Origin of the sequence: Neoaquamicrobium sediminum (assembly GCF_040970315.1) — a bacterium.
GTDB classification, from domain to species: domain Bacteria; phylum Pseudomonadota; class Alphaproteobacteria; order Rhizobiales; family Rhizobiaceae; genus Aerobium; species Aerobium sediminum.
The window spans coordinates 232629-253415 of sequence record NZ_JAZHFV010000006.1; the positions used below are offsets into that span (position 1 = coordinate 232629).

The window sequence follows — 20787 nt, forward strand, 5'->3', positions numbered from 1 at the left end:
CCGGCAATGCCGGGCCTTTTTCAATCAGTTGGCTTCGCAGAACCGGCGAACCCCGTCATATCCGACGAACGTCCCGCTGGACGGATCGAAGGAACGATAGCGGTCCGAGCAATAGCGGTACCACTCATCCGTCCACGGCTCGTATGTCGCGTAACGTTCGACATACACCCGGCGTGGCTGCTCGTAGACCCGGACCGGACGCTCATAAACCACCGGGGGAGGAGCGTAATAGCCGTCGTCGTAGTAGCGTTCACGGTAGATCGGGGCAGGTTGTGCAGCGCCTGCGATGAGTGCGCCAGTGGCGAGGCCGAGCACACCCGCGGCCAGCATATCGCCGCCGCGATCCCGGTGGCGCCACCGTTCGCCCGCCTGCGCGGCAGGCATAGCCGCAGTCATTGCCGTTGCCGCAATGAGGCCGGCAATCGCCGATTTCTTCAAGAGACTTGTCATGCCGTTCATCTCCAAAAGCCAATGCGCGTTGTTTAGCGCGTGCTTGAGGAGAAATTTAGGCTTCGCCGGCTGAACGGCACCTGAACGAGCGATCACTCTCGCTGACAGGCTGAAACAGATGCGCCGGAGACCCGGCGCATCCAATTGATCCAGGTTGCAGCTATGACCCTGCTAGAGGACCGTCAGATTGACGGCTTTGGGGCCCTTGCCGCGCTTGTCGGGCTCGGTTTCGAAGGACACTTTCTGACCGTCCTCGAGCCCGGGCAGGCCGGATGCCTGCACGGCAGAGATGTGCACGAACACATCCTTCTGGCCGTCGTCAGGCGTTATGAAGCCAAAGCCCTTGGCATGGTTGAAGAATTTCACGGTTCCGCTCTGGGGCATGGGAAGCTCCTTATCTCCCACTTGTTGTCTCTTGCGGGGGTGTCAATCCCGCTCAATCTCGCGCCTTTACTGGGGGAGAAGAAACAGCTTTCCTCGCGTCGGGGCCTTGCCGGAACCCTCTTGTTCCGCGGTCGTCCCGGGCGACATGGCAGGTGATAAGCTCGATAAACTGCACTTGCACCGGGGTATCCTATTCCAGTCTCCGGGCCGGCAAACGCCCGAACGGAAGAAACCTTCCTTCATTTTGGAGCATCGGGCAAGCAAAAGATTTGTGACCGCGCCCGTTCACCTGCGGTGCGCCGTTTTGATAACACCTTGGATTTGAAGTACTTCGCTCGCGGCAGTGTTTCAGCCGGGGCGCAGGAATACCATCTCGGAGAAGGTATGGTCGATCGCTTCGTCCGCGGTGTCTCTCGTCGACTGGACAGGCGCGACTTCCGTGCGGAAAATCGCCTCCGGAAAGCCGACTTTGGCGCGGGCGTCGAATTCGAGGAAAGCGAACCCCCGTTTCATCAGGTGCCTGGCAATGGGACCCAGGCCTTTGCGGATCAGCTGGCGATCGCGCACCAGAATGACGCGGGCGCTCGGCATGCGGCGGCGCGGCGAGGATGTGAGGATCAGCGGGTGGCACGTCCCGTGGACTTCAAGCGCAACCGCAATGCTGCCAAGCGCGGCATGTTGCTCCAGCAGCCGGATATGTGCGTCGGGCAATGCGCCCGGACGGATTGAGCCGAGCGGAAGGACCCTTGCCCCACGCCCCGCGCGCAAGGCGGCAACTGGTACCGGTATGAAGACGGACCCTTCTGAATGATCGACAAAACCGGTCTGCCGGTTGATCTTGCGCATGGATGGCGACGCCGTGAGGTCGGTGTATTCGACGCTTCGGTCGGCTGTGAGGCGACGCATGAGCAGCGGCGCCATCCATTCGCTGCCGGGCCTCAGAAAGAATGAGGCCAGATTCACGATCCTGGTCGGCTGGTCCGTATAGGCGGTGCGATATGACGGGATCGCCAGGCACAGCCCAATCTCGTCGCCTCCGGCCATGACGAACTGGCCGATGGAGGTTTCGCCGATCTCTTGCGCATGGGCGAACAGGCGTTGGACGGTTCCAGCCCATGCTTCGTGCGAATGGCTGGGAAAGCCTTCGGCCAGCAGTGCGGCGGCCTTGCCAGCGTCGCCAATTTCTATCGGCCGCAGTTTCAAAACATCCTCGACGGCATCGTCCAAAAAAAGCCGCGGCGGGAAAAGCCCGCCGCCCGAGTATTCATTATGAGCCGAAAAGGTTGACGGACAGCTACGCCGCCTTGCGGGTCGAGAGAAGAGCCTCGATATCGCGCAGCGTATCGATCTGGAGGATGTCGAAATCCTCGTCCGCGAGGTCGATGCCGAAGTCAGCCTCGAGCATCGTCAGAACCTCGGTCGCTGCCAGGGAATCGAGACGCCCCGTGGAGAACAGCGGCTCGTCCTCGGCCACCGCAGGCTGGCCACGCTGTGCCAGCACGGAAAAAATCGTTTCGCGTATGCGCGCGCTCGCCAGTTCTGTCACGACATGCCTCCCGCCGTTGCCATTTGGGGGCGCGGCTGCGCCGGCTCACCCGCCTTTTCCATTTCGTCCAGCCTCGCCACCAGAGCGCGCCGGTCGACCTTGCCATTGACGTTGACCGGCAGCGAATCGACGATATGGATCGGATCCGGCATCATATAGCGCGGCAGCGTCTTGACCATCGCACCCGCGATGGTCTCTGCGTCGAGCGGGCTGCTGCAAAAGCCGACCAGCCCCTGCGCCGAACCGTCCACGACCGGCCAGGCCACGACGGCAACCATGTCGCTGCCGGCGGCGCGGCGCAGGTGCATCTCCACCTCTTCCAGCTCGATCCGGTTGCCCTTGAGCTTGATCTGGTTGTCGGTGCGGCCGAGATGGTGGAATACACCGTCGCCGTCGCGCACGCCGAGATCCCCGGTCAGATACCAGCGCTTGCCGTCGATCTCGCGGAAGCGGTCGGCCGTCTGTTCCGGCGCATTAAAATAGCCGACCGCGAGTTGGGGGCCGGAGAGCGCGATTTCGCCGGGTTCGCCATCGGGCAGCGGGCGCATGTCGTCACCCAGGATCGCCACCTCCATGGTCTCGAACGGCGTGCCGATGGCGATTATGCCGCGGCTCGGGGTGACGACGGCCGGCTCCGTCAGGGGCTGGCGCATGCAGACGACGGTTGCCTCAGTCGGTCCGTAAATATTCTCTACCACGCCGTTGGGGGTCGCTTCCGCCCAGGCCTGCGCGGCCGCAGCCGGCAGCGGCTCGCCGCAGAACAGCGAGAGCCTCATGCTTGGGAAAATGCCGGGCTTGAGCGAACCGTTGCGGCGCATCATCGCCACGAGCGTCGGCACTGACAGCCAAACCGTGATTTCACGGGCCCGCACGAAACGCCCCGGTGCGAGCATTTCCAGCGCGGACATCACATGCAGCGACGCACCCGCCTCGACGCACAGGAACAGGTTGTGCACCGTCAGGTCGAAGGTGACGTCGCAGGTTTCGGCCAGCCGGTCATCCGGCGTGAGCTTCGTCCAGCCGCGGCTCTGCTCGAGGTAGCTGCTCAAAGAGGCGGCCGAGATCATCACGCCCTTCGGCATGCCGGTCGTGCCGGAGGTGAAGATGATGTAGGCGAGATCGTCCGGATCGACCTGAGCAGGAGCGACCAGCGGCGGGGCATCCACGGCGGCCAGCCGGACGATCTCCTGTCCGGCCCGGGGCTCGATGGCAGGCGCGCCGTCTGCAATCACGATCCTGTCGGGCGCCGCCGCCAGGACCGCTGGCGTCAACAGAGCCACCGCCTTTGCGTCGACGACCAACGCGTCAAGCGACAGCGCGTTCAACAGCGCGATGATGCGCTCTTCGGGCCATTTCAGGTTGAGCGGGACGTAGGCGGCGCCTGCAAGGCCGGCTGCCAGCATGCCCGCATAGGCTTCAAGGCTGCGCGTCGCGAGGATGCCGACACGTCGCGGGCGACCGCCACTCGAAAACCAGGAGGCCAGGCGCCGGACAATCGCGCCCATCTCGCCATAGGTCAGGTTGTGGGCCGCGTCGCAATAGAACGGGCGATCGTGATGGTCTTGCGTCGACTGAATGAAGCCGGCGGAAATGTTGTAGCTCTGGGCCATCGCTTCTGCCTGCATTCCGCGGTGAGAGTGTATGCCATCCCATAGCGCAGCGCCGCGCGGCACCGCAACTTTAGGTTATTCTTAACCTTAATCGAACGCTGACGCCGGACTTTCCGCCCAGTCTCCTGACAGGATGCCGGCCGCGCGGGGTGGTATCGGCGTGGCTCCGATAAGCACGTAGACCAGGAAACCCATGCACCTTTCCGCTACAGAACCAGCCAGCCAAACGGTTCAAACCGCCGTCGTCGAGCTGCGCCAATACACCCTGCATCCGGGTGCGCGCGATACGCTGATCGACCTGTTCGACCGCGAATTCGTCGAAACGCAGGAGGTTTGCGGCATATCCGTGCTGGGACAGTTCCGCGATCTCGACCGGCCCGACCGGTTCGTCTGGCTGCGCGGGTTTTCCGGCATGGAAAGCCGGGCCGCAGCACTTGCCTTGTTTTATGATGGGCCAGTCTGGGCCGCGCACAGTGCCGCCGCGAATGCGACGATGATCGATTTCGACGATGTGCTTCTGCTCCGTCCCTGCGGCGGAGACACTCTCGGGGCGCTCGATCCGAGGAACCGGCCACAGCAGGCGGTGTCGATGTCGCCGGCTTGCAATTTCGAGGCGCTCATATGCCCCGTGGATCCCGGTGATCTCGACGGTTTCGTGGCTTGGTACCGGGACGCGTTCGTGCCAGCGCTTAAGGCCGTCGGCGGCGAGACCGTGGCAAGCCTGGTCACGGAAACCTCCGAAAACACGTTTCCCAGACTGCCGGTGCGGGAAGACGTATCGGTGTTTGTGACGCTGATACGGGTGGCCGGCGAGAACGGGTTCGAGCGCTTGCAGGATACGCCGCCCGGCGCAGCGGTGCTGGCAGAGCTTGCGCGCCGCACTCCGGTCGCGCGGCTGAGGCTCGCCCCGACCGCGCGTTCCCTGCTGCGTTAGCCGCGTTCCTCCACCACCACCTTGCGATAGAGATGCCAGGTGGCATGGCCGAGGATCGGGATGACGACAATGAGGCCGGCAAAGAGCGGCAGGCTGCCGAGCGCGAGCAACAGCGCGACGATGAAACCCCAGGCGAGCATCTGCAGGGGATTTGCCATGACGGCCCTGGCCGAGGTGTAGATCGCCGCCCACGCGCCGACATCTCGGTCGACAAGCAGCGGGAACGCCACCACCGTCGTCGACAGCACCACCACCGCGAAGACGAAACCGATGGCATTGCCTGCGAGGATCAATGTCCACCCTTCGGACGTCGAGAAGAGCTGCGACAGGAAGTTGCCGAACGAAGCAGGCGGCTCCGGGCCGAATATCGCTGAGTAGAGTGCCTGTGCGGTCAGCAGCCAGGCGATGAACACGGCAAACAGCATGGCGCCAACCGCGGCGATCGAGGGCAGGGCCGGCGAGTGGCGCAGTTCGAGTGCATGGCGCCATGACGTGTCCATGCCCGCTTCGCGGCGGCGGCTGATCTCGTAGAGGCCGATTGCCGCGAACGGACCGAGCAGGGCAAAGCCGGACGCGAGCGGAAACAGCATCGGCAGCGCGTTTGCGCCCGAGGTCCAGGCGGCGAGCACCACGCCGATCAGCGGATACATCACGATGAGGAAGATGATGTGCGAGGGCTTCGCCATGAAATCCTCGTAGCCTGCCCGCAGGCAGTCATAGAGGTCGCCGATCTCGATTGAACGCACATCCGGATAGGCCGGGGCGCCCTCTGCTCCGGCGTAGACATGAAAGTTCGTCATGACCATTCCTCCAACCGCTTGTTTGCGGTCGTGGTCTGCGGCCAGCTTCGCGAACCCCGCCCGGGAGGATGGCCGCACGCGACCCACAACCCGTTCTTTGGTGAAGATAGCATAGTTCCCGTTGCACGTCGCGTCCGCTCTGGGCGTCACCGCTACTCACGCCGCTGTCCGGATGATATGATGAACAAGCATTGCGCGGGGCGTCACCATGAATGCCGACGAATATCTGCCTAACGCCGAAACGATCGCCGCGATAGAGAAGGACGTCGCCAACTACAATGAGCGGCGGCGCCATGCCCAGGCCGAGATCGGTCGTCGGGTGCCGATGCTGCTCGGGAGTTACGTGCTTGCCTGCGCGGTGGTCTTCTATTTCATCATCGCCAATTTCAGCTCCATGCCGGAGAAAGTCGCGTTGATCCTCCTGATCGGCGGCGGTATTGCGGCCATCGTCGGCGGGGTGGGGGTACACCGCTTCGCGCACCGGGTCGGTGTCGATACGCAGCAGGGCTTTCGCGATCACATCCTGCCGGTGATGTTCGGTTTCGTGAACGGGTTGCGGTATTCGCATGGATACGAACCGGGAAGTTTTCGGCGCCTTCCAGCCGTGCTCAAGGGCGACTACAATCACACCGAATTCGGCGACATCATCACCGGCCGGCTCGACGGCAAGCATTTCGAAATCTGCGAGATGACCCTGTCGCGCAGAAACAAGTCGTCGACGATCGTGCTTTTCAAGGGGGTGGTGCTCTGCTGCGGTGTTCGGGACAGTTTTCCGGGCACCCTTGTTGCGGTGCGCAAGCCGGAGCCAAGCCTGATGCAGCCGTTCAGCGACCTGATGCGGTCGTTGTCGGCTTTCTTTGGCGGCGACCGGCTGGAAACGGTCTTCAGCCGCACCCCGCTCGACCAGTTTTACGAATTTCGCAGCGACAGGCGTGAGGAGGCGCGGGCGCTCTTTGCCGGGGGGCTGGGCGACGTTCTGGGCTGGGTGAACGAGCGGTGGCGGCGGGGAAGCCCGCGCCTTGCCGTGCGCCAGGCCGAATTCTTCCTGATGCTGCCCAGCGACAAGGATTTCTTTGAATTGCCGCCACTGGACAGGCAGGTCGACTACAAGGCGCATCTGGAGCCGATGGCGCGCGATTTCGCTTCGCTGCTGGCCATCGTTGCCGAGGTGCAGCGCCGGCCGGCGCCTGCTTCCGCGACCGATCAGAAGCCGGCCGAGCAGGCAAGCGTGGCTGACGCCCCGCCGCCACCCGTTTCCGAGGAGCCCTTCGTTCCGCTGCTGGATGGAAATGTGCCTCCGGGCAAACGTTGAGGTGCTTGTATTTTCGTTGATTTCGTGCGAATAACGCTGACGTTCGGGCATTTGCTGACCCGGAGACTGGACCGTTTAGGACGACCTTTCCCCGACATCGTGAACTCTCGACGGCGACCCTGCGCATGTCGCGCAGACGCAGCTTACCAAAGGGAACAGGAGCTTTCCCCCCATGGCCCAGACCGGCACCGTAAAGTTTTTCAATGCAACCAAAGGCTTCGGCTTCATCACGCCTGACGACGGCGCGAAGGACGTTTTCGTCCACATTTCCGCTGTCGAGGCCTCCGGCCTGCGTACCCTCGTCGACGGTCAGAAGGTTTCCTTCGACGTCGAGCCCGACCGTATGGGCAAGGGTCCGAAGGCAGTGAACCTGTCCGCAGCCTAAGGGCATCGTGCCGGGTCACCGGCACGGCGGTTTGCAAGAGCGGCGCGAGAAATCGCGCCGCTTTTTTTATGGTCTGGCTCTATCTGACCGCGCGCTGACGCGCGCGTGATTTCCCTTTGGATTTGCCTTGGGCGACAAGATAGCTTGCAGATTGTGCGAAAGGCTCACGAAAGCGGCTGCATGTGGGCAGTGGAGGGACCAATGAATTCAAGGATTTTCACGGCTGCTGCGCTTGCGCTCGGCGTTTCATTGTCGGCGAACGCTCACGCGGAAACGTTTCGCTGGTCGGCGACCACGGACCCACAGACCATGGACCCGCATGCGGCGAATCTCGCGCCGGTGACATCGTTCCTCAACAATATCTATGAGGGCTTGGTGCGTCGTGCGCCCGACATGTCGATCGAACCCTCGCTGGCGACCGAATGGAAGCCGCTCGAAGATGAGGACGGCTGGCGCTTCGTGCTGCGGCAGGGCGTCAAGTTTCACGACGGATCGGATTTCACTGCCGACGACGTGCTCTTCTCTTACGAGCGGGGCATCTCCGAACAGTCCGATGTGCGCTCCTGGTTCGCGCCTGTGCAGGAGGTGCGCGTCGTCGACGACTACACCGTCGATTTCGTGACCAAGGCGCCGGATCCGATCTTTCCCGAGAGCATCGCGAACTGGATGATCATGGATCGCGACTGGGCCGCCGCGAACAACTCGACGATGCCCGCCAAGGACCAGCCGACATTCGCGACGCTTAACACCAATGGAACCGGACCGTTCAAGCTCGCGGCGCGCGACCCCGACGTGCAGACCCGCCTTGCCGTAAACGAAGAGTGGTGGGACGAGCCGCAGCACAATGTCACCGAAGCCGTCTTCACGCCGATCGGCAGCGCTGCCACCGCGATCGCCGCGCTTGTCTCCGGAGAGATCGACATGTTGCAGAGCGTGCCGGTGCAGGACGCCGAACGATTGCGCTCGCTCGACGGGATAAAGACGCTGGAAGGCCTCGAAGCGCGCGTGATCGTGCTCGGCTTCGCCCACGATCACGCGGCCTTGTACGGTTCCCTCGAAACCACGGGCAAGAACCCGTTCCAGGACGTGCGTGTGCGGCGGGCCGTGGCCAGCGCCATCAATGTCGATGCGATCGACCGCGTTTTGATGAACGGCATGGCGGAACCTGCCAGCCAGCTCGTCCCGGCGGGGCTATCTGGTTATTCGACCGCGCATTCTTCGCGCCCAGCCTACGACGCCGATGCGGCGCGCGCCCTGCTTGCCGAAGCCGGATATCCGGAAGGCTTCTCCTTCAGCCTGCGATGCACCAACGACCGCTACCTGAACGACGATGCCGTCTGCCAGGCGATCACCGGCATGCTGGCTGCAGTTGGGCTTAAGGCGCAGCTGGAGACGATGCCCGTGCGCACATACTGGACCGAGCTGCGCGAGGACCGTTTCGACGTGTTCCTGCTTGGCTGGTCGCCCGGCACCTTCGATGCCGAGCACCCGATCCGCTTCCTGGTCCACACGCCGTCCAATACGCTCGGAACCTGGAATTTCGGCGGCTATTCCAATGCACGGGTCGATGAACTGCTGCCCATGGTGCAGCAGGAGCTCGATGCCGCAAAACGGCAGGCAATGCTCGATGAGATCGCCGGCATCGTGCAGGACGACATGACCTATGTCCCGCTTTACGTGGAGCCCCTGGTCTGGGCCGCACGCGACGCCATCGACGTCGTCCAGCGGCCCGACAATTTCTTTATGTTGAGATGGGTGCAGGTCAAAAGGTGAGGTGAGGAAGTCGACGCTGAACACGCATCGACATCCATCGGAATATCGGCGCCGCATTCCTGACACCGCTTTGTCAGTATGGAGGGCCGATTGGCGTGCGTGTGAAAGGGGCCCCTTCCCATTGCGGCGGACTCTGCCCATATTCGCGCAATGGCCGATACCCCTGACAAGAAGAACGCCTCGCGCGCGAAGGATGCCGTTTTCGGTGCGCGCTCGCGCAAGAGTCCGCTCACCGATTATCTCGATGCTTCCGAGCCGCTGAACCCACGTGGTTTCGGCGAAGCGCCGCAAAGCGAATTCGAGGGCGCGCCGCTGAGTGGGTCGATCTCGGACTGGGCCCAGCAGATCGCCGACGAGGCCGAAAAGGCGCCCGCCAAGCCGAGGAAGAAGGTGCCTGAACGATCATCGGCGCCGACGCGCTCGGCGCGTGGAACATCGATGGGCGGTGCAGCGTCGCCTAAGGAGCGTGCGGCCGCCGGCCTCAACCCGGTGCCCGGCCTCGACATCGCGCTCGAGGATGTTGAGAAGCTGTCGTCGTCGGGTGTCACTGCCACGGTCGCGGCGCTGTCGCGCCTGATCGAGGGCGGCGATCCCAACCTGAAGAACGAGGCCTGGGTGCCGCACCGGCCCGCGCGGCCGGAAAAGTCGGAAGGCGGCATCCAAATCCGCATGGAGACGGCATTCAAGCCGTCAGGCGACCAGCCAACCGCCATTGCGGACCTTGTCGGCGGCGTGAAGGAGCAGGACCGCACGCAGGTGCTGCTGGGCGTCACCGGGTCGGGCAAGACCTTCACCATGGCCAAGGTGATCGAGGAGACGCAGCGCCCAGCACTGATCCTGGCGCCCAACAAGACGCTGGCAGCCCAGCTCTACGGCGAGTTCAAGAGCTTCTTTCCGAACAACGCCGTCGAGTATTTCGTCTCCTACTACGACTACTACCAGCCGGAGGCCTACGTGCCCCGGACGGATACCTATATCGAGAAGGAATCCTCCATCAACGAGCAGATCGACCGCATGCGCCACTCGGCCACGCGCTCGCTGCTGGAGCGCGACGACGTCATCATCGTCGCGTCGGTGTCGTGCATCTACGGTATCGGGTCGGTCGAAACCTATACGGCCATGACGTTCCAGATGGAGGTGGGCGACAGGCTCGATCAGCGTCAGCTTCTCGCAGACCTCGTTGCCCAGCAATACAAGCGGCAGGACATCAATTTCACGCGCGGCTCGTTCCGCGTGCGTGGCGATACCATCGAGCTGTTCCCCGCCCACCTTGAAGACCGCGCCTGGCGGATCACGCTGTTCGGCGACGAGATCGAGACGATTACCGAATTTGATCCGCTGACCGGCCAGAAGACCGGCGACCTCAAGAGCGTCAAGATTTACGCCAACTCGCACTATGTGACGCCACGACCAACGCTCAATCAGGCAATCAAGTCTATCAAGGAAGAGCTGCAGCACCGGCTGGTCGAGTTGGAGAGGGCAGGGCGCCTGCTGGAGGCGCAGCGATTGGAGCAGCGCACACGCTTCGATCTCGAAATGCTCGAGGCGACCGGCTCCTGTGCCGGCATCGAGAACTATTCGCGCTATCTCACTGGCCGCGCGCCGGGCGATCCACCGCCGACGCTGTTCGAATACGTGCCCGACAATGCGCTCGTCTTCATCGACGAAAGCCACGTCACCGTGCCGCAGATCGGCGGCATGTATCGGGGCGACTTCCGCCGTAAGGCGACGCTGGCCGAATACGGCTTCCGCCTCCCGTCGTGCATGGACAACCGGCCACTGCGCTTCGAGGAGTGGGACGCGATGCGCCCGCTCACGGTCGCGGTGTCGGCGACGCCGGGCGGCTGGGAGATGGAGCAGGCGGGCGGCGTGTTCGCCGAGCAGGTGATCCGTCCGACCGGTCTGATCGATCCGCCGGTCGAGGTGCGGCCGGCGCGCACGCAGGTCGACGACGTGCTGGGCGAGATCCGCGAGACGACGGCCAAGGGCTACCGCACACTGGTCACGGTGCTGACCAAGCGCATGGCCGAGGAACTGACCGAATATCTGCACGAGCAGGGCGTGCGGGTGCGCTACATGCACTCCGACATCGACACTCTCGAACGCATCGAGATCCTCCGCGATCTGCGCCTCGGCGCCTTCGATGTTCTGGTGGGCATCAACCTGCTGCGCGAGGGCCTCGACATTCCCGAATGCGGTTTCGTGGCGATCCTCGACGCCGACAAGGAAGGCTTCCTGCGCTCGGAGACGTCGCTGATCCAGACCATCGGCCGCGCGGCGCGTAACGTCGACGGCAAGGTCATTCTCTATGCCGACCAGATCACCGGCTCGATGGACCGCGCCATGGCGGAAACCAATCGCCGTCGCGAGAAGCAGCTCGAATACAACACGGCCAACGGCATCACGCCTGAATCGGTCAAGAAGAACATCGGCGACATTCTCGACTCGGTCTACGAGCGCGATCATGTCCGTCCGGACATTTCGAAGGTCGCCAAGGGCGGCCAGCTCGTCGGCGCGAACCTCAAGGCGCATCTGGAGCATCTCGAGAAGGAAATGCGGGACGCGGCCGCGGATCTCGACTTCGAGCGCGCTGCGCGGCTGCGCGACGAGGTCAAGCGCCTGCGCGATACCGAACTGGCGATCTCCGACGATCCTCTGGCGCGCGAAGTGGAGCTGGAGAGCCCGGATTCCGGGCGCCGCAAGGGCCAGCACAACAAGGGCAAGGCCCGGCACCGCACGGTCGGCGACGATGGCAGCCTTTTCCGCAAGCCCGACCTCGACGAGATGGGCACCTCCGGCGACCACGCGACCCCCGCCGCCGGTGGCATGTTCCGCAAGAACACGCTAGACGAGATGACCGTCGGCCGCACGGAGAAGCCGGTGCAAGGCAAGGTGCCGGCCAAGCCGGACAACGAAGCCAAGGCGGTCAAGCGCGAACGCGCCGGCATCGGCTCCTACGAGGATCCGGCCGATGCTCGCAAGGAGACGCGCAGGTCACGCAAGACCGGCCGGCCGGGCCGGTGACCATGACGCTTGGTGGCTTGAGGATCTGAGCGAGTCAGCTTTTTTCGGGTGGATGTCGGGACGGCTTTTCGCCGAACGTCTTGAAGGCGAGACAGCCGCAAAAAGGAGAGACGCCGATGTCCGACGAGACCCAGCAAGCCATGCCGACCCCAACCGGAGGCCTCAACGCCTACCTGCAGGTGGACGGCGCCATCAAGGCGGCCGAATTCTATGGCCGCGCCTTCGATGCAACCGAGGTCTACGCCGTGCCCGCCGACGACCAGGGCCGGACGATGCATATCCACCTTCACGTCAACGGTTCTTCGCTGATGCTCGGCGATGCCTATCCGGAGCATGGCCATCCGCATGAGCCAGCGCAGGGCTACGTCCTGCAGCTTCATCTGAGCCATGACGATATCGACTCATGGTGGCAGCGCGCCGTCGATGCCGGCTGCGAGGTGACCGTTCCGCTTCAGGTCATGTTCTGGGGCGATCGCTGGGGTCAGCTCCGCGATCCGTTCGGCGTGGTCTGGGCGATGAACGCGCCAGCCAGCTAGGCGAACGAAAGACGATGGTCCCGCGCCGGCTTGAGGCTTCGGCGCGGGTTCCGCGTGTCTGAACCCTCGAATTTTGTTTGGGCACATCGTCCGGCCAGCACAGGTGCTGAGTACGCTTGAAATATCCGACGGTTCTGATGTAACTGCTTTCCTGTGGCCACACATGTTTCGGAAAGGAGGGCTGCGTGATGATCTTCAATCAACACCGTCAGCGCGGTCCCGTCCACGCCCTGCAGGCTTGCTTGCAGGGCTGACCAGGAACGGTCCCGGGTTTCTTTTCCCGCTTTCAGTTTCTCTTGGTCCGCCCTTCGTGGCGCATGGCTGATCCAGCCGCGCCGAAGTGCACAATCCCGGTATTCGCTCGTGGCATGAATTGCCCGGCGACCGGTCGGACCCGAGAACGAACCATGTCCCTGATCAACCTGAAATCCATTGGCGTCAGCCTTAATGCGCCGCTTTTTTCCAATCTCGACCTCGTCATCGGCCGTGGTGACAGATTGGGCCTCGTTGCCGCCAACGGCCGTGGCAAGTCGACTCTGCTCAAATGCCTGACGGGACAAATGGAGCCGACGGCTGGAGAGATCACCCATTCGCGCGGCGTTGCTGTCGGGTTTGTCGAACAGGCCGTGCCCGACAGTCTCATGGATGCCAGCTTCCACGAGGCCGTCGCCAACGCGTTGCCGCAAGAACAGCGTGCCAGCGAAAGCTGGCGTGTCGACGTGGTGCTGGATTCGCTCGATGTGCCGCAGGAGCTCCGCGACAGGATGGTTCGCAGACTCTCGGGCGGTTGGCAGCGCTTGGCGTTGATCGCTCGTGTGTGGGTTGCAGAGCCGGATGTGCTGCTGCTTGACGAGCCAACCAATCATCTCGATCTCGAAAAGATCGGTCTTCTCGAAACCTGGCTCAACGCATTGCCGCACGAGGTGCCGGTGGTGATTGCCAGCCACGACCGCGCTTTTCTCGATGCCGTCACCAACCGTACGCTGTTTCTGCGTCCCGAACATTCGCCCACCTTCGCGTTGCCCTATTCGCGCGCCCGTGCTGCGCTGGACGAGATCGACGCGGCGGCTGAACGCAAGTTCGAGCGCGACGTAAAGGCGGCGGCGCAGTTGCGGCGGCAAGCGGCGAAACTCAACAATATCGGCATAAATTCCGGCAGCGACCTGCTAACCGTGAAGACCAAACAGCTTAAGGCGCGTGCCGAGCGGCTGGAGCGCGCCGCACAGTCGGCTCACAGGGAGCGCTCGGCCGGTACGATCCGGCTTGCCAATCGTGGCACCCATGCCAAGGTACTGGTCAGCTTTGACGACGTGCCGGTGGTAACGCCGGACGGCACGCTGCTGTTTCGCACGGGCAAGCGCAGCATCAATCAGGGCGACCGTATCGTGCTGCTGGGCCGCAATGGTGTCGGCAAGACGCGGCTGGTCGACATGATGCGGCGTGCCATTGGCGAACCCGGCTCGGTCGCAGGCGTCAAGGTCACGCCTTCGGGTGGTGCCGGGCTATGCCGATCAGGACCTGTCCGATGTCGATCCTAAAACAACGCCTTTTGCGCTGCTCTCCTGGCGCTTCGATATCGGAGACCAGCGGGCGCGTTCGCTGCTTGCGGGCGCTGGGCTTCCGATAGAGCTACAGGCACGCAAGATAGAAGTGCTTTCCGGGGGGGCAGAAGGCGCGCCTGATGATGTTGATGCTCAGACTGGCCTATCCCAACTTCTACCTGCTGGACGAACCGACGAACCATCTCGACATCGAAGGGCAGGAAGCGCTGGAATCAGAGCTGCTTGCACATGAGGCAACGTCGCTGCTCGTTTCGCATGATCGGTCGTTCATTCGCGCCGTGGCGAACCGTTTCTGGTTGATCAACCAAAGGAAGCTCGTGGAGGTGGATGATCCGGAGGGGTTCTTTGCGCTGGCTTTCGGCGGCTCATTATGCTGGCAAGCAATACGTCGAGAGTCGGCGGAGCCGGACAATATCCGTCCGGTTAGGGCCGTCTGCGTGTTCCAGCTTTCCATTCCCGCGCCGACGGCACGCTTCGGCGCGGGCCTCTCAGGCCCGGTGCTCTGACAGGCCGGCGCTTACCATATTGAGCGGCAGACGGGTGCCACGGCTGTAGGCTGCCATTACCCGGTCGGCGACGGCCTTGCGTCGCGACTTCTCGCGTTCGGTCACGCCCAATTCGAGGCATACCGCCTCAATGATGGGTTGCATGCTTTCGAGTTCATGCGGTTCGAAGCCCAGGTGGGCCTCGCTTCCATCCGTCCACCTTGTCGTCGCCGCAGACATCGGCCTCGCTCCTCTCGCGCACGCGGTTCATGCCGCGCAGTCTGCCCTGGCACCGCCTACCATGAGTTTATGCGCATTTCGGACCTTATCAAGGCGTGAATCGGGCGATCTGATGCTGAAATCGGCTCGAAAGATTGGAATTCGGCACCTGAAACACTATCCCGGCCCTGTCGGGAAGGTGAAACGGTCGTCTCCGCCGCAATCCTGGACCAGACGAAATCTCTTTGCCGGCTTTGCTTGCGGGCTTCCCGCTGTGCTATGCGCCGTGGCAGATTTCACACCTCAACACCCGAATTTCTCCCAATGGCCGTTTCCACCGCCTCGCCTGAGATGATGGCAGCACAACCGGACCGCGTGACGTGAGCGCGGCGGTATTTTTTGCCGTTCTGCTGGCAGCGGCGATGCATGCAACGTGGAACGCGCTGCTCAAGGTGCGGCTCGACCGCTTCGCCGCGATCTCGCTGATGGGGTTCGGCATGGGTGTCGTTTCCCTGCCGTTCCTGCCCTTCGTCGCGATGCCCACCGGCATCACCTGGTTCTGGCTCGGGCTCTCGTCCGCCTTGCACATCGGCTACAACTATTTTCTGGCCCGCGCCTACGAGACCGGCGAACTGGGGCAGGCCTATCCGCTGGCGCGCGGCACTGCTCCGCTGTTCACCACGCTGGGCGGTCTGGTTCTCATCGGCGAAGTGCCGGGCAAGATCGCGGTGCTGGGCATATTGCTTCTTTGCGCAGGCACCTTCCTGATGTCGATGCGTGGCGGCGGCATGAACGCGCTCGGCAGGCGACCGGTCATCTACGCGCTGGCGACATCGGTCTTCATCGCCGGCTACACCCTTGCGGACGGCTCCGGTGCACGCTCGGCCGCGACGGCGGCGAGCTACATCGTCTGGCTATTCGTGATCGAAGGCATCACGGCGATCGCGGCGTGCATTCTGGTGCGCGGCACGCGGGTCATCCGCGTCATGGTGCCCGAATGGAAGGTCTGCCTCGTCAGCGGGCTGCTCAGCGCCTCGGGCTATGGCATCGTCATATGGGCAATGACAAAAGCGCCGATCGCCACCGTGGCCGCGCTGCGCGAATCGTCAATCCTGTTCGCCATGGTTCTGTCGGTGGTGATGCTCGGCGAATCGATGACGCGATGGCGCGCGGCCGCCGCACTGCTGATCGTCGGCGGGGTCGTTGCGCTAAGGCTCGGATAAAGCGGGTGAAAAACTCGTTTGCGGCGGATACATTGTCGTCACGATGCGTTGCTAGAAGCTGGTTTTCATGACGAAGGGGATTGCCTGATATGAAGATTGCTGTTCTCGGCGGTGACGGATTCATCGGCTGGCCAACCTGCCTGCATCTTTCCGATGCAGGGCATGACGTCCACATCATCGACAATCTGTCGCGCCGCTGGATCGACACGGAGCTGGGCGTACAGTCGCTGACGCCGATGGACTCGATCCAGGAACGCACGCGCATCTGGTATCAGGAAACGGGCCGGCGGATTCACTTCCACCTCATCGACCTTGCCAGCGACTACGAGATCTTCAAGGGCTGGCTCCGCAAGGAGCGGCCAGACGCGATCGTGCATTTCGCCGAGCAGCGCGCCGCGCCCTATTCGATGAAGAGCGACCGGCACAAGAACTACACGGTCAACAATAACGTCAACGCGACCCACAACGTGCTCAACGCTCTGGTCGAGACCGGTGTCGATGCGCATCTGGTGCATCTGGGCACGATGGGCGTCTACGGCTATTCGACGGTTGGTGCTGCGATCCCCGAGGGCTACCTGCCGGTCGGCATCGATACGATGTCGGGGGAGACGGCGAAGCAGGAAATCCTCTATCCCGCCAATCCTGGCTCGATCTACCACATGACCAAGTGCCTGGATCAGCTTCTGTTCCAGTTCTACGCCAAGAACGACGGGCTGCGTATCACCGACCTGCATCAGGGCATCGTGTGGGGCACGCACACCGCGCAGACGCGCCGGCACGCGCAGCTCATCAACCGCTTCGATTATGATGGCGACTATGGCACCGTGCTCAACCGCTTCCTGATCCAGGCTGCCATCGGTTATCCGCTGACCGTGCACGGCACGGGCGGCCAGACCCGGGCCTTTATCCACATCCAGGATTCGGTGCGCTGCATCGAGCTGGCGCTGAAGAGCCCGCCGGCCAAGGGCGACCGGGTGAAGATCTTCAACCAGATGACCGAGACGCACCGCGTGCGCGATCTTGCCGAGCTGGTTGCGAAAATCACCGGCGCGCGGATCGCGTGGCTGCCAAATCCGCGCAAGGAAGCGGCCGAGAACGATCTCGTCGTGCGCAACGAGCAGTTCCTCGAGCTCGGTCTCAACCCGACCACGCTGGCCGAGGGGCTGCTCGAGGAGGTGATCGAGGTGGCGAAGAAATACGCCTACCGCGTCGACCGCAGCCGCATCCCTGCCGTCTCGGCGTGGACCAAGGACATCGAGCCGGTCATCGAACGCGACCCGGAAGGCAAACGCTTGAAGAGCGTGGGGTAATTCGTTCTTGCGGACGTCCGTGCCTTACGTTGCCCCCCTCTGTCCTGCCGGACATCTCCCCCGCAAGGGGGGAGATCAGCTTTCATCGCTGGCCACCCTCCCCCTTCCACGCTGGCGATGGGCGGCAGCGGATGTGAAGGCCGATCTCCCCCCACGTGGGGGAGATGTCCGGCAGGACAGAGGGGGGCAACGTAGAGCACTTGCTTTGCCGTCCCGATGATTTCTCGCGCCTATGTCACCCTCGTCACCAATGCCGACTACGTGCTCGGCGCGACGGCGCTGGTGCGTTCTCTGCGTGCCACGGCAACCACGGCCGAGATCGTCGTCATGCACACCGGCGGCGTCGAGCATGCTGCGCTCGCGCCGCTGGAAGCGCTGGGCGCGCGGCTTCACTTAGCCGAACTGCTGCCGACCTCCGATGCGTTCAATGCCCGCCATCAGCGCGAGCGCATCCATGCCGAGAACCCGTTCACCAAGGGGCGCAAGCCGGCCTTCCATACGCCGCTCGACAATTTCGCAAAGCTGCGGCTGTGGGAGTTGGAAGACTATGACAGCGTCGTCTTCATCGATGCCGACGCTGTCGTGGTGCGCAACATCGACAGGCTTTTCCTCTATCCGGAGTTCAGCGCGGCCCCGAATGTCTATGAGGGGCTGGCGGATTTCCATCGTCTCAATTCCGGCGTCTTTGTCGCCAAGCCTTCGCGCGTGACCTTCGAGAAGATGCTATCTCGCCTTGATGCGCCCGACGCGTACTGGCCCCGTACGGACCAGACGTTCCTGCAGTCGTTCTTTCCGAACTGGCACGGCCTGCCCGTGTTCTACAACATGCTGCAGTATGTTTGGTTCAACCTGCCGGAACTGTGGGACTGGAAGTCGGTGCACATCGTGCATTACCAGTATGAGAAGCCTTGGGAACGGCAACACCCCAAGGCAGACCTGCTGCGACCCCTGATAGACCTCTGGCAGAGCTATCTCGAAGGTTCCCCGCCGGACATCGACCGGCTGCCCAATCCCGAGCGTAAGGAGTAGCGATGCCGACAACGCTGGTTTCCGGCGGTGCGGGCTATGTGGGGCGTTTTATTGTCAATGTGTTGCTGGAGCGCGGCTACGACGTGGTCGTGATGGGGCGGCGCGCGCCGCCGCCGGGCACCTTTGTGGCGCCGGTGAAATTCGTGGAAGGTTCGCTCGATCCAGACCGCGACCAATCGGCGGCTTTTGCCGGCGTCGACAGCTTCGTGCACGCCGCCTTCGATCATCTCCCGGGCCGTTACCGTGGCGGCGAGGGCGACGACCCGGCGGGCTTCCGCCTGCGCAACGTCGACGGCTCGATGGCGCTTTTCGAGCAGGCGCGTGCCGCGGGTGTGCGGCGCGCCGTGTTCCTGTCCTCACGCGCGGTCTACGGCACCCAGCCGCCCGGCACGCAGCTCAATGAGGCGATGCGCCCGCATCCCGACACGCTCTACGGCGAGGTCAAGCTTGCCGTCGAGCGGCGGCTGCATGCGATGGCGGGCGAGGGGTTCGCGCCGTCTTCGCTGCGCGTGACCGGCGTCTATGGGCTGGCCGGACGCGACAGTCCGGAGGACAAATGGACCCCGCTGCTGCGGGACTGGCTCGCCGGCAGGCCTGTCGAGCCGCGGGCAGGCAGCGAAGTCCATGGCGAGGATGTCGGCGCTGCGGTGGCGGTGGTCCTCGATGCGTCCTTCGATGCCGTATCCGGGCAGGTCTTCAACGTTTCCGATCTGATGGTCGACCGGTGCGATCTGCTGGTGATGGTGCAGCAGGCGACGGGATGTTCCAACCCGCTTCCGCCCGCGTCCGATACCTCGCGATTCAATGTCATGACGACGGAGAAGATCACAAGCCTCGGCTGGAAGCCGGGCGGCGCCAGAAGCCTGCGCGAGACGGTTCGCGATCTCGTCGACCGCTTGCATGCCGGCGCAGCAGTGCGTTGAGAAACTGATTCAACGACTTGCGGAATTGAATCGCGTTTCGGCGTTAAGGGATTGAAATCTATGCGCTACGGAAACAGCGGTTCCTGCGCCATCTGAAGGTGCAGGTGCTCGCCGTCGTAGGGATGCGCCTCGCAGACGGCTTCGTCGAGCTCGACGCCGATGCCGGGTTCCGTGGACGGGATGACGTGGCCGTCCTGCCATTCGATCTTCTTTTTCAGCAGTTTCGCGTGGAAGCCGTCCCACTGCTTCAGCGATTCCAGGATCAGGAAGTTCGGCAGCGTCACCGCGAGCTGGATGTTGGCCGCGCCGACCAGCGGTCCGCAATAGCAGTGCGGCGCCACCTGGATGTGGAACGCTTCCGCCATCGCGGCGATCTTCTTGGTCTCGAGGATGCCGCCCGAGCGGCCGAGATCGGGCTGGATGATCGATGCGGCGCGGTTCTCGATGACCCGGGCAAACTCCCACTTTGTCGTCAGCCGCTCGCCGGTCGCCACCGGAATCGAGGTTCCGCGCGCCACCTGCGCCATCACCTCGGGCATGTCCGGCGGTACCGGCTCCTCGAACCATAGCGGATCGTAGGGTTCGATCGCGCGCGCCATGCGCAGCGCGCCGGAAGCGGTGAACTGGCCGTGGGTGCCGAAGAGGATGTCGGCTTTCATGCCGACGGCCTCGCGGATCGCCGCGACCATTCGGGTCGAGGTGTCGATGTCGACGAGGCGCGGCTGGTGCCCGTCAAAGGCGGTGTAAGGGCCGGCGGGGTCCAGCTTCACGGCGTTGAAGCCCTGACGCACATATTCGGCAGCGCATTCTGCGGCGAGGTCAGGGTCGTTGTAGACGTTCCTTCCCCGGGCATCCTCGGAGTGCACGCTGCCTTCGTGCGGATAAAGGTAGGTGTAGGAGCGCAGCGTCTCGTGCACGCGGCCGCCGAGCAGCACATAGACCGGCTTGCCAGCTTCCTTGCCGATGATGTCCCAGCACGCCATTTCGAGCGCGGAGACGCAGCCCATCATCGAGACGTCGGGGCGCTGCGTGAAGCCGGACGAATAGGCCCGGCGAAAGAAGGTCTCGATGTCGTGCGGGTCGCGACCGACGAGGTAGCGTTCGGCGCAATCCTCGATCATTGCGGCGGTCAGATGCGGGCCGAAGGTGGCGTTGTAGGCCTCGCCATAGCCGGTCACGCCGCCATCGGTCGTCAGCCGAACGAAGATGAAATATTTGCCACCGATGCCCGGGGGCGGGTTCCCCACGACCCAGGTTTTGACGTCGGTGATTTTCATGAGGA

Annotated in this window: 18 protein-coding genes and 1 pseudogene; 11 read left to right on the plus strand and 8 right to left on the minus strand. The window is 63.3% G+C overall.

What is annotated here, in order from left to right:
• Window positions 1-24 precede the first annotated feature (24 nt).
• The 5 genes from V1479_RS17890 to V1479_RS17910 all read right to left on the minus strand — a co-directional run bounded on the left by V1479_RS17890 (window position 25) and on the right by V1479_RS17910 (window position 3990).
• Window positions 25-450 (minus strand): BA14K family protein, encoded by a 426-nt coding sequence (locus tag V1479_RS17890; RefSeq protein ID WP_368804141.1) that lies wholly within the window; start codon window positions 448-450, stop codon window positions 25-27.
• A 171-nt stretch (window positions 451-621) separates the two neighbouring features.
• On the minus strand, window positions 622-834 hold the full coding sequence (locus V1479_RS17895) for a cold-shock protein (RefSeq protein ID WP_173192664.1): 213 nt from the start codon (window positions 832-834) through the stop codon (window positions 622-624).
• A 348-nt stretch (window positions 835-1182) separates the two neighbouring features.
• Window positions 1183-2037 carry a hypothetical protein gene (locus V1479_RS17900; protein WP_368804142.1) on the minus strand — a complete coding sequence of 285 codons (855 nt, stop codon included), beginning with the start codon at window positions 2035-2037 and terminating at the stop codon, window positions 1183-1185.
• 91 nt (window positions 2038-2128) lie between these two features.
• On the minus strand, window positions 2129-2380 hold the full coding sequence (locus tag V1479_RS17905; protein WP_173192660.1) for an acyl carrier protein: 252 nt from the start codon (window positions 2378-2380) through the stop codon (window positions 2129-2131).
• Window positions 2377-3990, minus strand: a complete 1614-nt coding sequence (locus V1479_RS17910; protein ID WP_368804143.1) for an AMP-binding protein — start codon at window positions 3988-3990, stop codon at window positions 2377-2379. Before V1479_RS17910 ends, V1479_RS17905 begins: the two co-directional genes overlap by 4 nt.
• 193 nt (window positions 3991-4183) lie before the next feature.
• Between V1479_RS17910 and V1479_RS17915 the strand changes: the two genes are divergently transcribed.
• The gene (locus V1479_RS17915; protein WP_368804144.1) at window positions 4184-4924 is read left to right on the plus strand and encodes an NIPSNAP family protein; all 741 of its coding nucleotides are present in this window, start codon (window positions 4184-4186) and stop codon (window positions 4922-4924) included.
• On the opposite strand, the gene V1479_RS17920 is transcribed toward V1479_RS17915, so the two are convergent.
• Entirely contained in the window at window positions 4921-5724 is an 804-nt protein-coding gene (locus V1479_RS17920; protein WP_368804145.1) for a DUF2189 domain-containing protein, read from the minus strand. The genes V1479_RS17915 and V1479_RS17920 overlap by 4 nt on opposite strands.
• Window positions 5725-5932: 208 nt before the next feature.
• Between V1479_RS17920 and V1479_RS17925 the strand changes: the two genes are divergently transcribed.
• From V1479_RS17925 to V1479_RS17950, 6 genes and pseudogenes are all read left to right on the plus strand, one after another.
• Window positions 5933-7036 (plus strand): hypothetical protein, encoded by a 1104-nt coding sequence (locus tag V1479_RS17925; protein ID WP_368804146.1) that lies wholly within the window; start codon window positions 5933-5935, stop codon window positions 7034-7036.
• Window positions 7037-7208: 172 nt separating this feature from the next.
• Window positions 7209-7421, plus strand: coding sequence for a cold-shock protein (locus V1479_RS17930; protein WP_148916006.1), 213 nt, complete (start codon window positions 7209-7211; stop codon window positions 7419-7421).
• A 201-nt stretch (window positions 7422-7622) separates the two neighbouring features.
• Complete coding sequence (locus tag V1479_RS17935) at window positions 7623-9194, plus strand: ABC transporter substrate-binding protein (RefSeq protein ID WP_368804147.1); 1572 nt, start codon at window positions 7623-7625, stop codon at window positions 9192-9194.
• A gap of 150 nt (window positions 9195-9344) precedes the next feature.
• Entirely contained in the window at window positions 9345-12218 is a 2874-nt protein-coding gene (uvrB, locus tag V1479_RS17940) for an excinuclease ABC subunit UvrB (RefSeq protein WP_368804148.1), read from the plus strand.
• 116 nt (window positions 12219-12334) lie between these two features.
• Window positions 12335-12754 carry a VOC family protein gene (locus V1479_RS17945; RefSeq protein ID WP_368804149.1) on the plus strand — a complete coding sequence of 140 codons (420 nt, stop codon included), beginning with the start codon at window positions 12335-12337 and terminating at the stop codon, window positions 12752-12754.
• Window positions 12755-13161: 407 nt separating this feature from the next.
• A pseudogene (locus V1479_RS17950) lies at window positions 13162-14678 on the plus strand (ABC-F family ATP-binding cassette domain-containing protein); the annotation flags it as partial.
• Window positions 14679-14804: 126 nt separating this feature from the next.
• On the opposite strand, the gene V1479_RS17955 reads toward V1479_RS17950, so the two are convergent.
• Window positions 14805-15041, minus strand: coding sequence for a hypothetical protein (locus V1479_RS17955; protein ID WP_368804150.1), 237 nt, complete (start codon window positions 15039-15041; stop codon window positions 14805-14807).
• 359 nt (window positions 15042-15400) lie between these two features.
• Between V1479_RS17955 and V1479_RS17960 the strand changes: the two genes are divergently transcribed.
• From V1479_RS17960 to V1479_RS17975, 4 genes are all read left to right on the plus strand, one after another.
• Window positions 15401-16243: an EamA family transporter gene (locus V1479_RS17960; RefSeq protein WP_368804151.1), complete on the plus strand. Its 843-nt coding sequence runs from the start codon at window positions 15401-15403 to the stop codon at window positions 16241-16243.
• A gap of 89 nt (window positions 16244-16332) precedes the next feature.
• Window positions 16333-17553, plus strand: a complete 1221-nt coding sequence (locus tag V1479_RS17965; protein ID WP_368804152.1) for an NAD-dependent epimerase/dehydratase family protein — start codon at window positions 16333-16335, stop codon at window positions 17551-17553.
• 216 nt (window positions 17554-17769) lie between these two features.
• A complete protein-coding gene (locus V1479_RS17970; protein WP_173192637.1) occupies window positions 17770-18582 on the plus strand; it encodes a glycosyltransferase in 813 nt (270 codons plus the stop codon).
• Between the two features lie 2 nt (window positions 18583-18584).
• Window positions 18585-19505, plus strand: coding sequence for an NAD-dependent epimerase/dehydratase family protein (locus tag V1479_RS17975; RefSeq protein ID WP_368804153.1), 921 nt, complete (start codon window positions 18585-18587; stop codon window positions 19503-19505).
• Between the two features lie 65 nt (window positions 19506-19570).
• Here V1479_RS17975 and V1479_RS17980 read toward each other — a convergent pair whose 3' ends face one another.
• Window positions 19571-20782, minus strand: coding sequence for a mandelate racemase/muconate lactonizing enzyme family protein (locus tag V1479_RS17980; protein WP_368804154.1), 1212 nt, complete (start codon window positions 20780-20782; stop codon window positions 19571-19573).
• Window positions 20783-20787 lie beyond the last annotated feature (5 nt).

Bases quoted from the DNA above. Each gene is read 5' to 3' on its own strand.
- V1479_RS17980 (WP_368804154.1), bottom strand. From the start codon at position 20,782: ATGAAAATCACCGACGTCAAAACCTGGGTCGTGGGGAACCCGCCCCCG.
- V1479_RS17915 (WP_368804144.1), top strand. From the start codon at position 4,184: ATGCACCTTTCCGCTACAGAACCAGCCAGCCAAACGGTTCAAACCGCC.
- V1479_RS17895 (WP_173192664.1), bottom strand. From the start codon at position 834: ATGCCCCAGAGCGGAACCGTGAAATTCTTCAACCATGCCAAGGGCTTT.
- V1479_RS17890 (WP_368804141.1), bottom strand. From the start codon at position 450: ATGACAAGTCTCTTGAAGAAATCGGCGATTGCCGGCCTCATTGCGGCA.
- V1479_RS17975 (WP_368804153.1), top strand. From the start codon at position 18,585: ATGCCGACAACGCTGGTTTCCGGCGGTGCGGGCTATGTGGGGCGTTTT.
- uvrB (WP_368804148.1), top strand. From the start codon at position 9,345: ATGGCCGATACCCCTGACAAGAAGAACGCCTCGCGCGCGAAGGATGCC.
- V1479_RS17920 (WP_368804145.1), bottom strand. From the start codon at position 5,724: ATGACGAACTTTCATGTCTACGCCGGAGCAGAGGGCGCCCCGGCCTAT.
- V1479_RS17955 (WP_368804150.1), bottom strand. From the start codon at position 15,041: ATGTCTGCGGCGACGACAAGGTGGACGGATGGAAGCGAGGCCCACCTG.
- V1479_RS17945 (WP_368804149.1), top strand. From the start codon at position 12,335: ATGTCCGACGAGACCCAGCAAGCCATGCCGACCCCAACCGGAGGCCTC.
- V1479_RS17965 (WP_368804152.1), top strand. From the start codon at position 16,333: ATGAAGATTGCTGTTCTCGGCGGTGACGGATTCATCGGCTGGCCAACC.
- V1479_RS17935 (WP_368804147.1), top strand. From the start codon at position 7,623: ATGAATTCAAGGATTTTCACGGCTGCTGCGCTTGCGCTCGGCGTTTCA.
- V1479_RS17970 (WP_173192637.1), top strand. From the start codon at position 17,770: ATGATTTCTCGCGCCTATGTCACCCTCGTCACCAATGCCGACTACGTG.
- V1479_RS17930 (WP_148916006.1), top strand. From the start codon at position 7,209: ATGGCCCAGACCGGCACCGTAAAGTTTTTCAATGCAACCAAAGGCTTC.
- V1479_RS17925 (WP_368804146.1), top strand. From the start codon at position 5,933: ATGAATGCCGACGAATATCTGCCTAACGCCGAAACGATCGCCGCGATA.
- V1479_RS17910 (WP_368804143.1), bottom strand. From the start codon at position 3,990: ATGGCCCAGAGCTACAACATTTCCGCCGGCTTCATTCAGTCGACGCAA.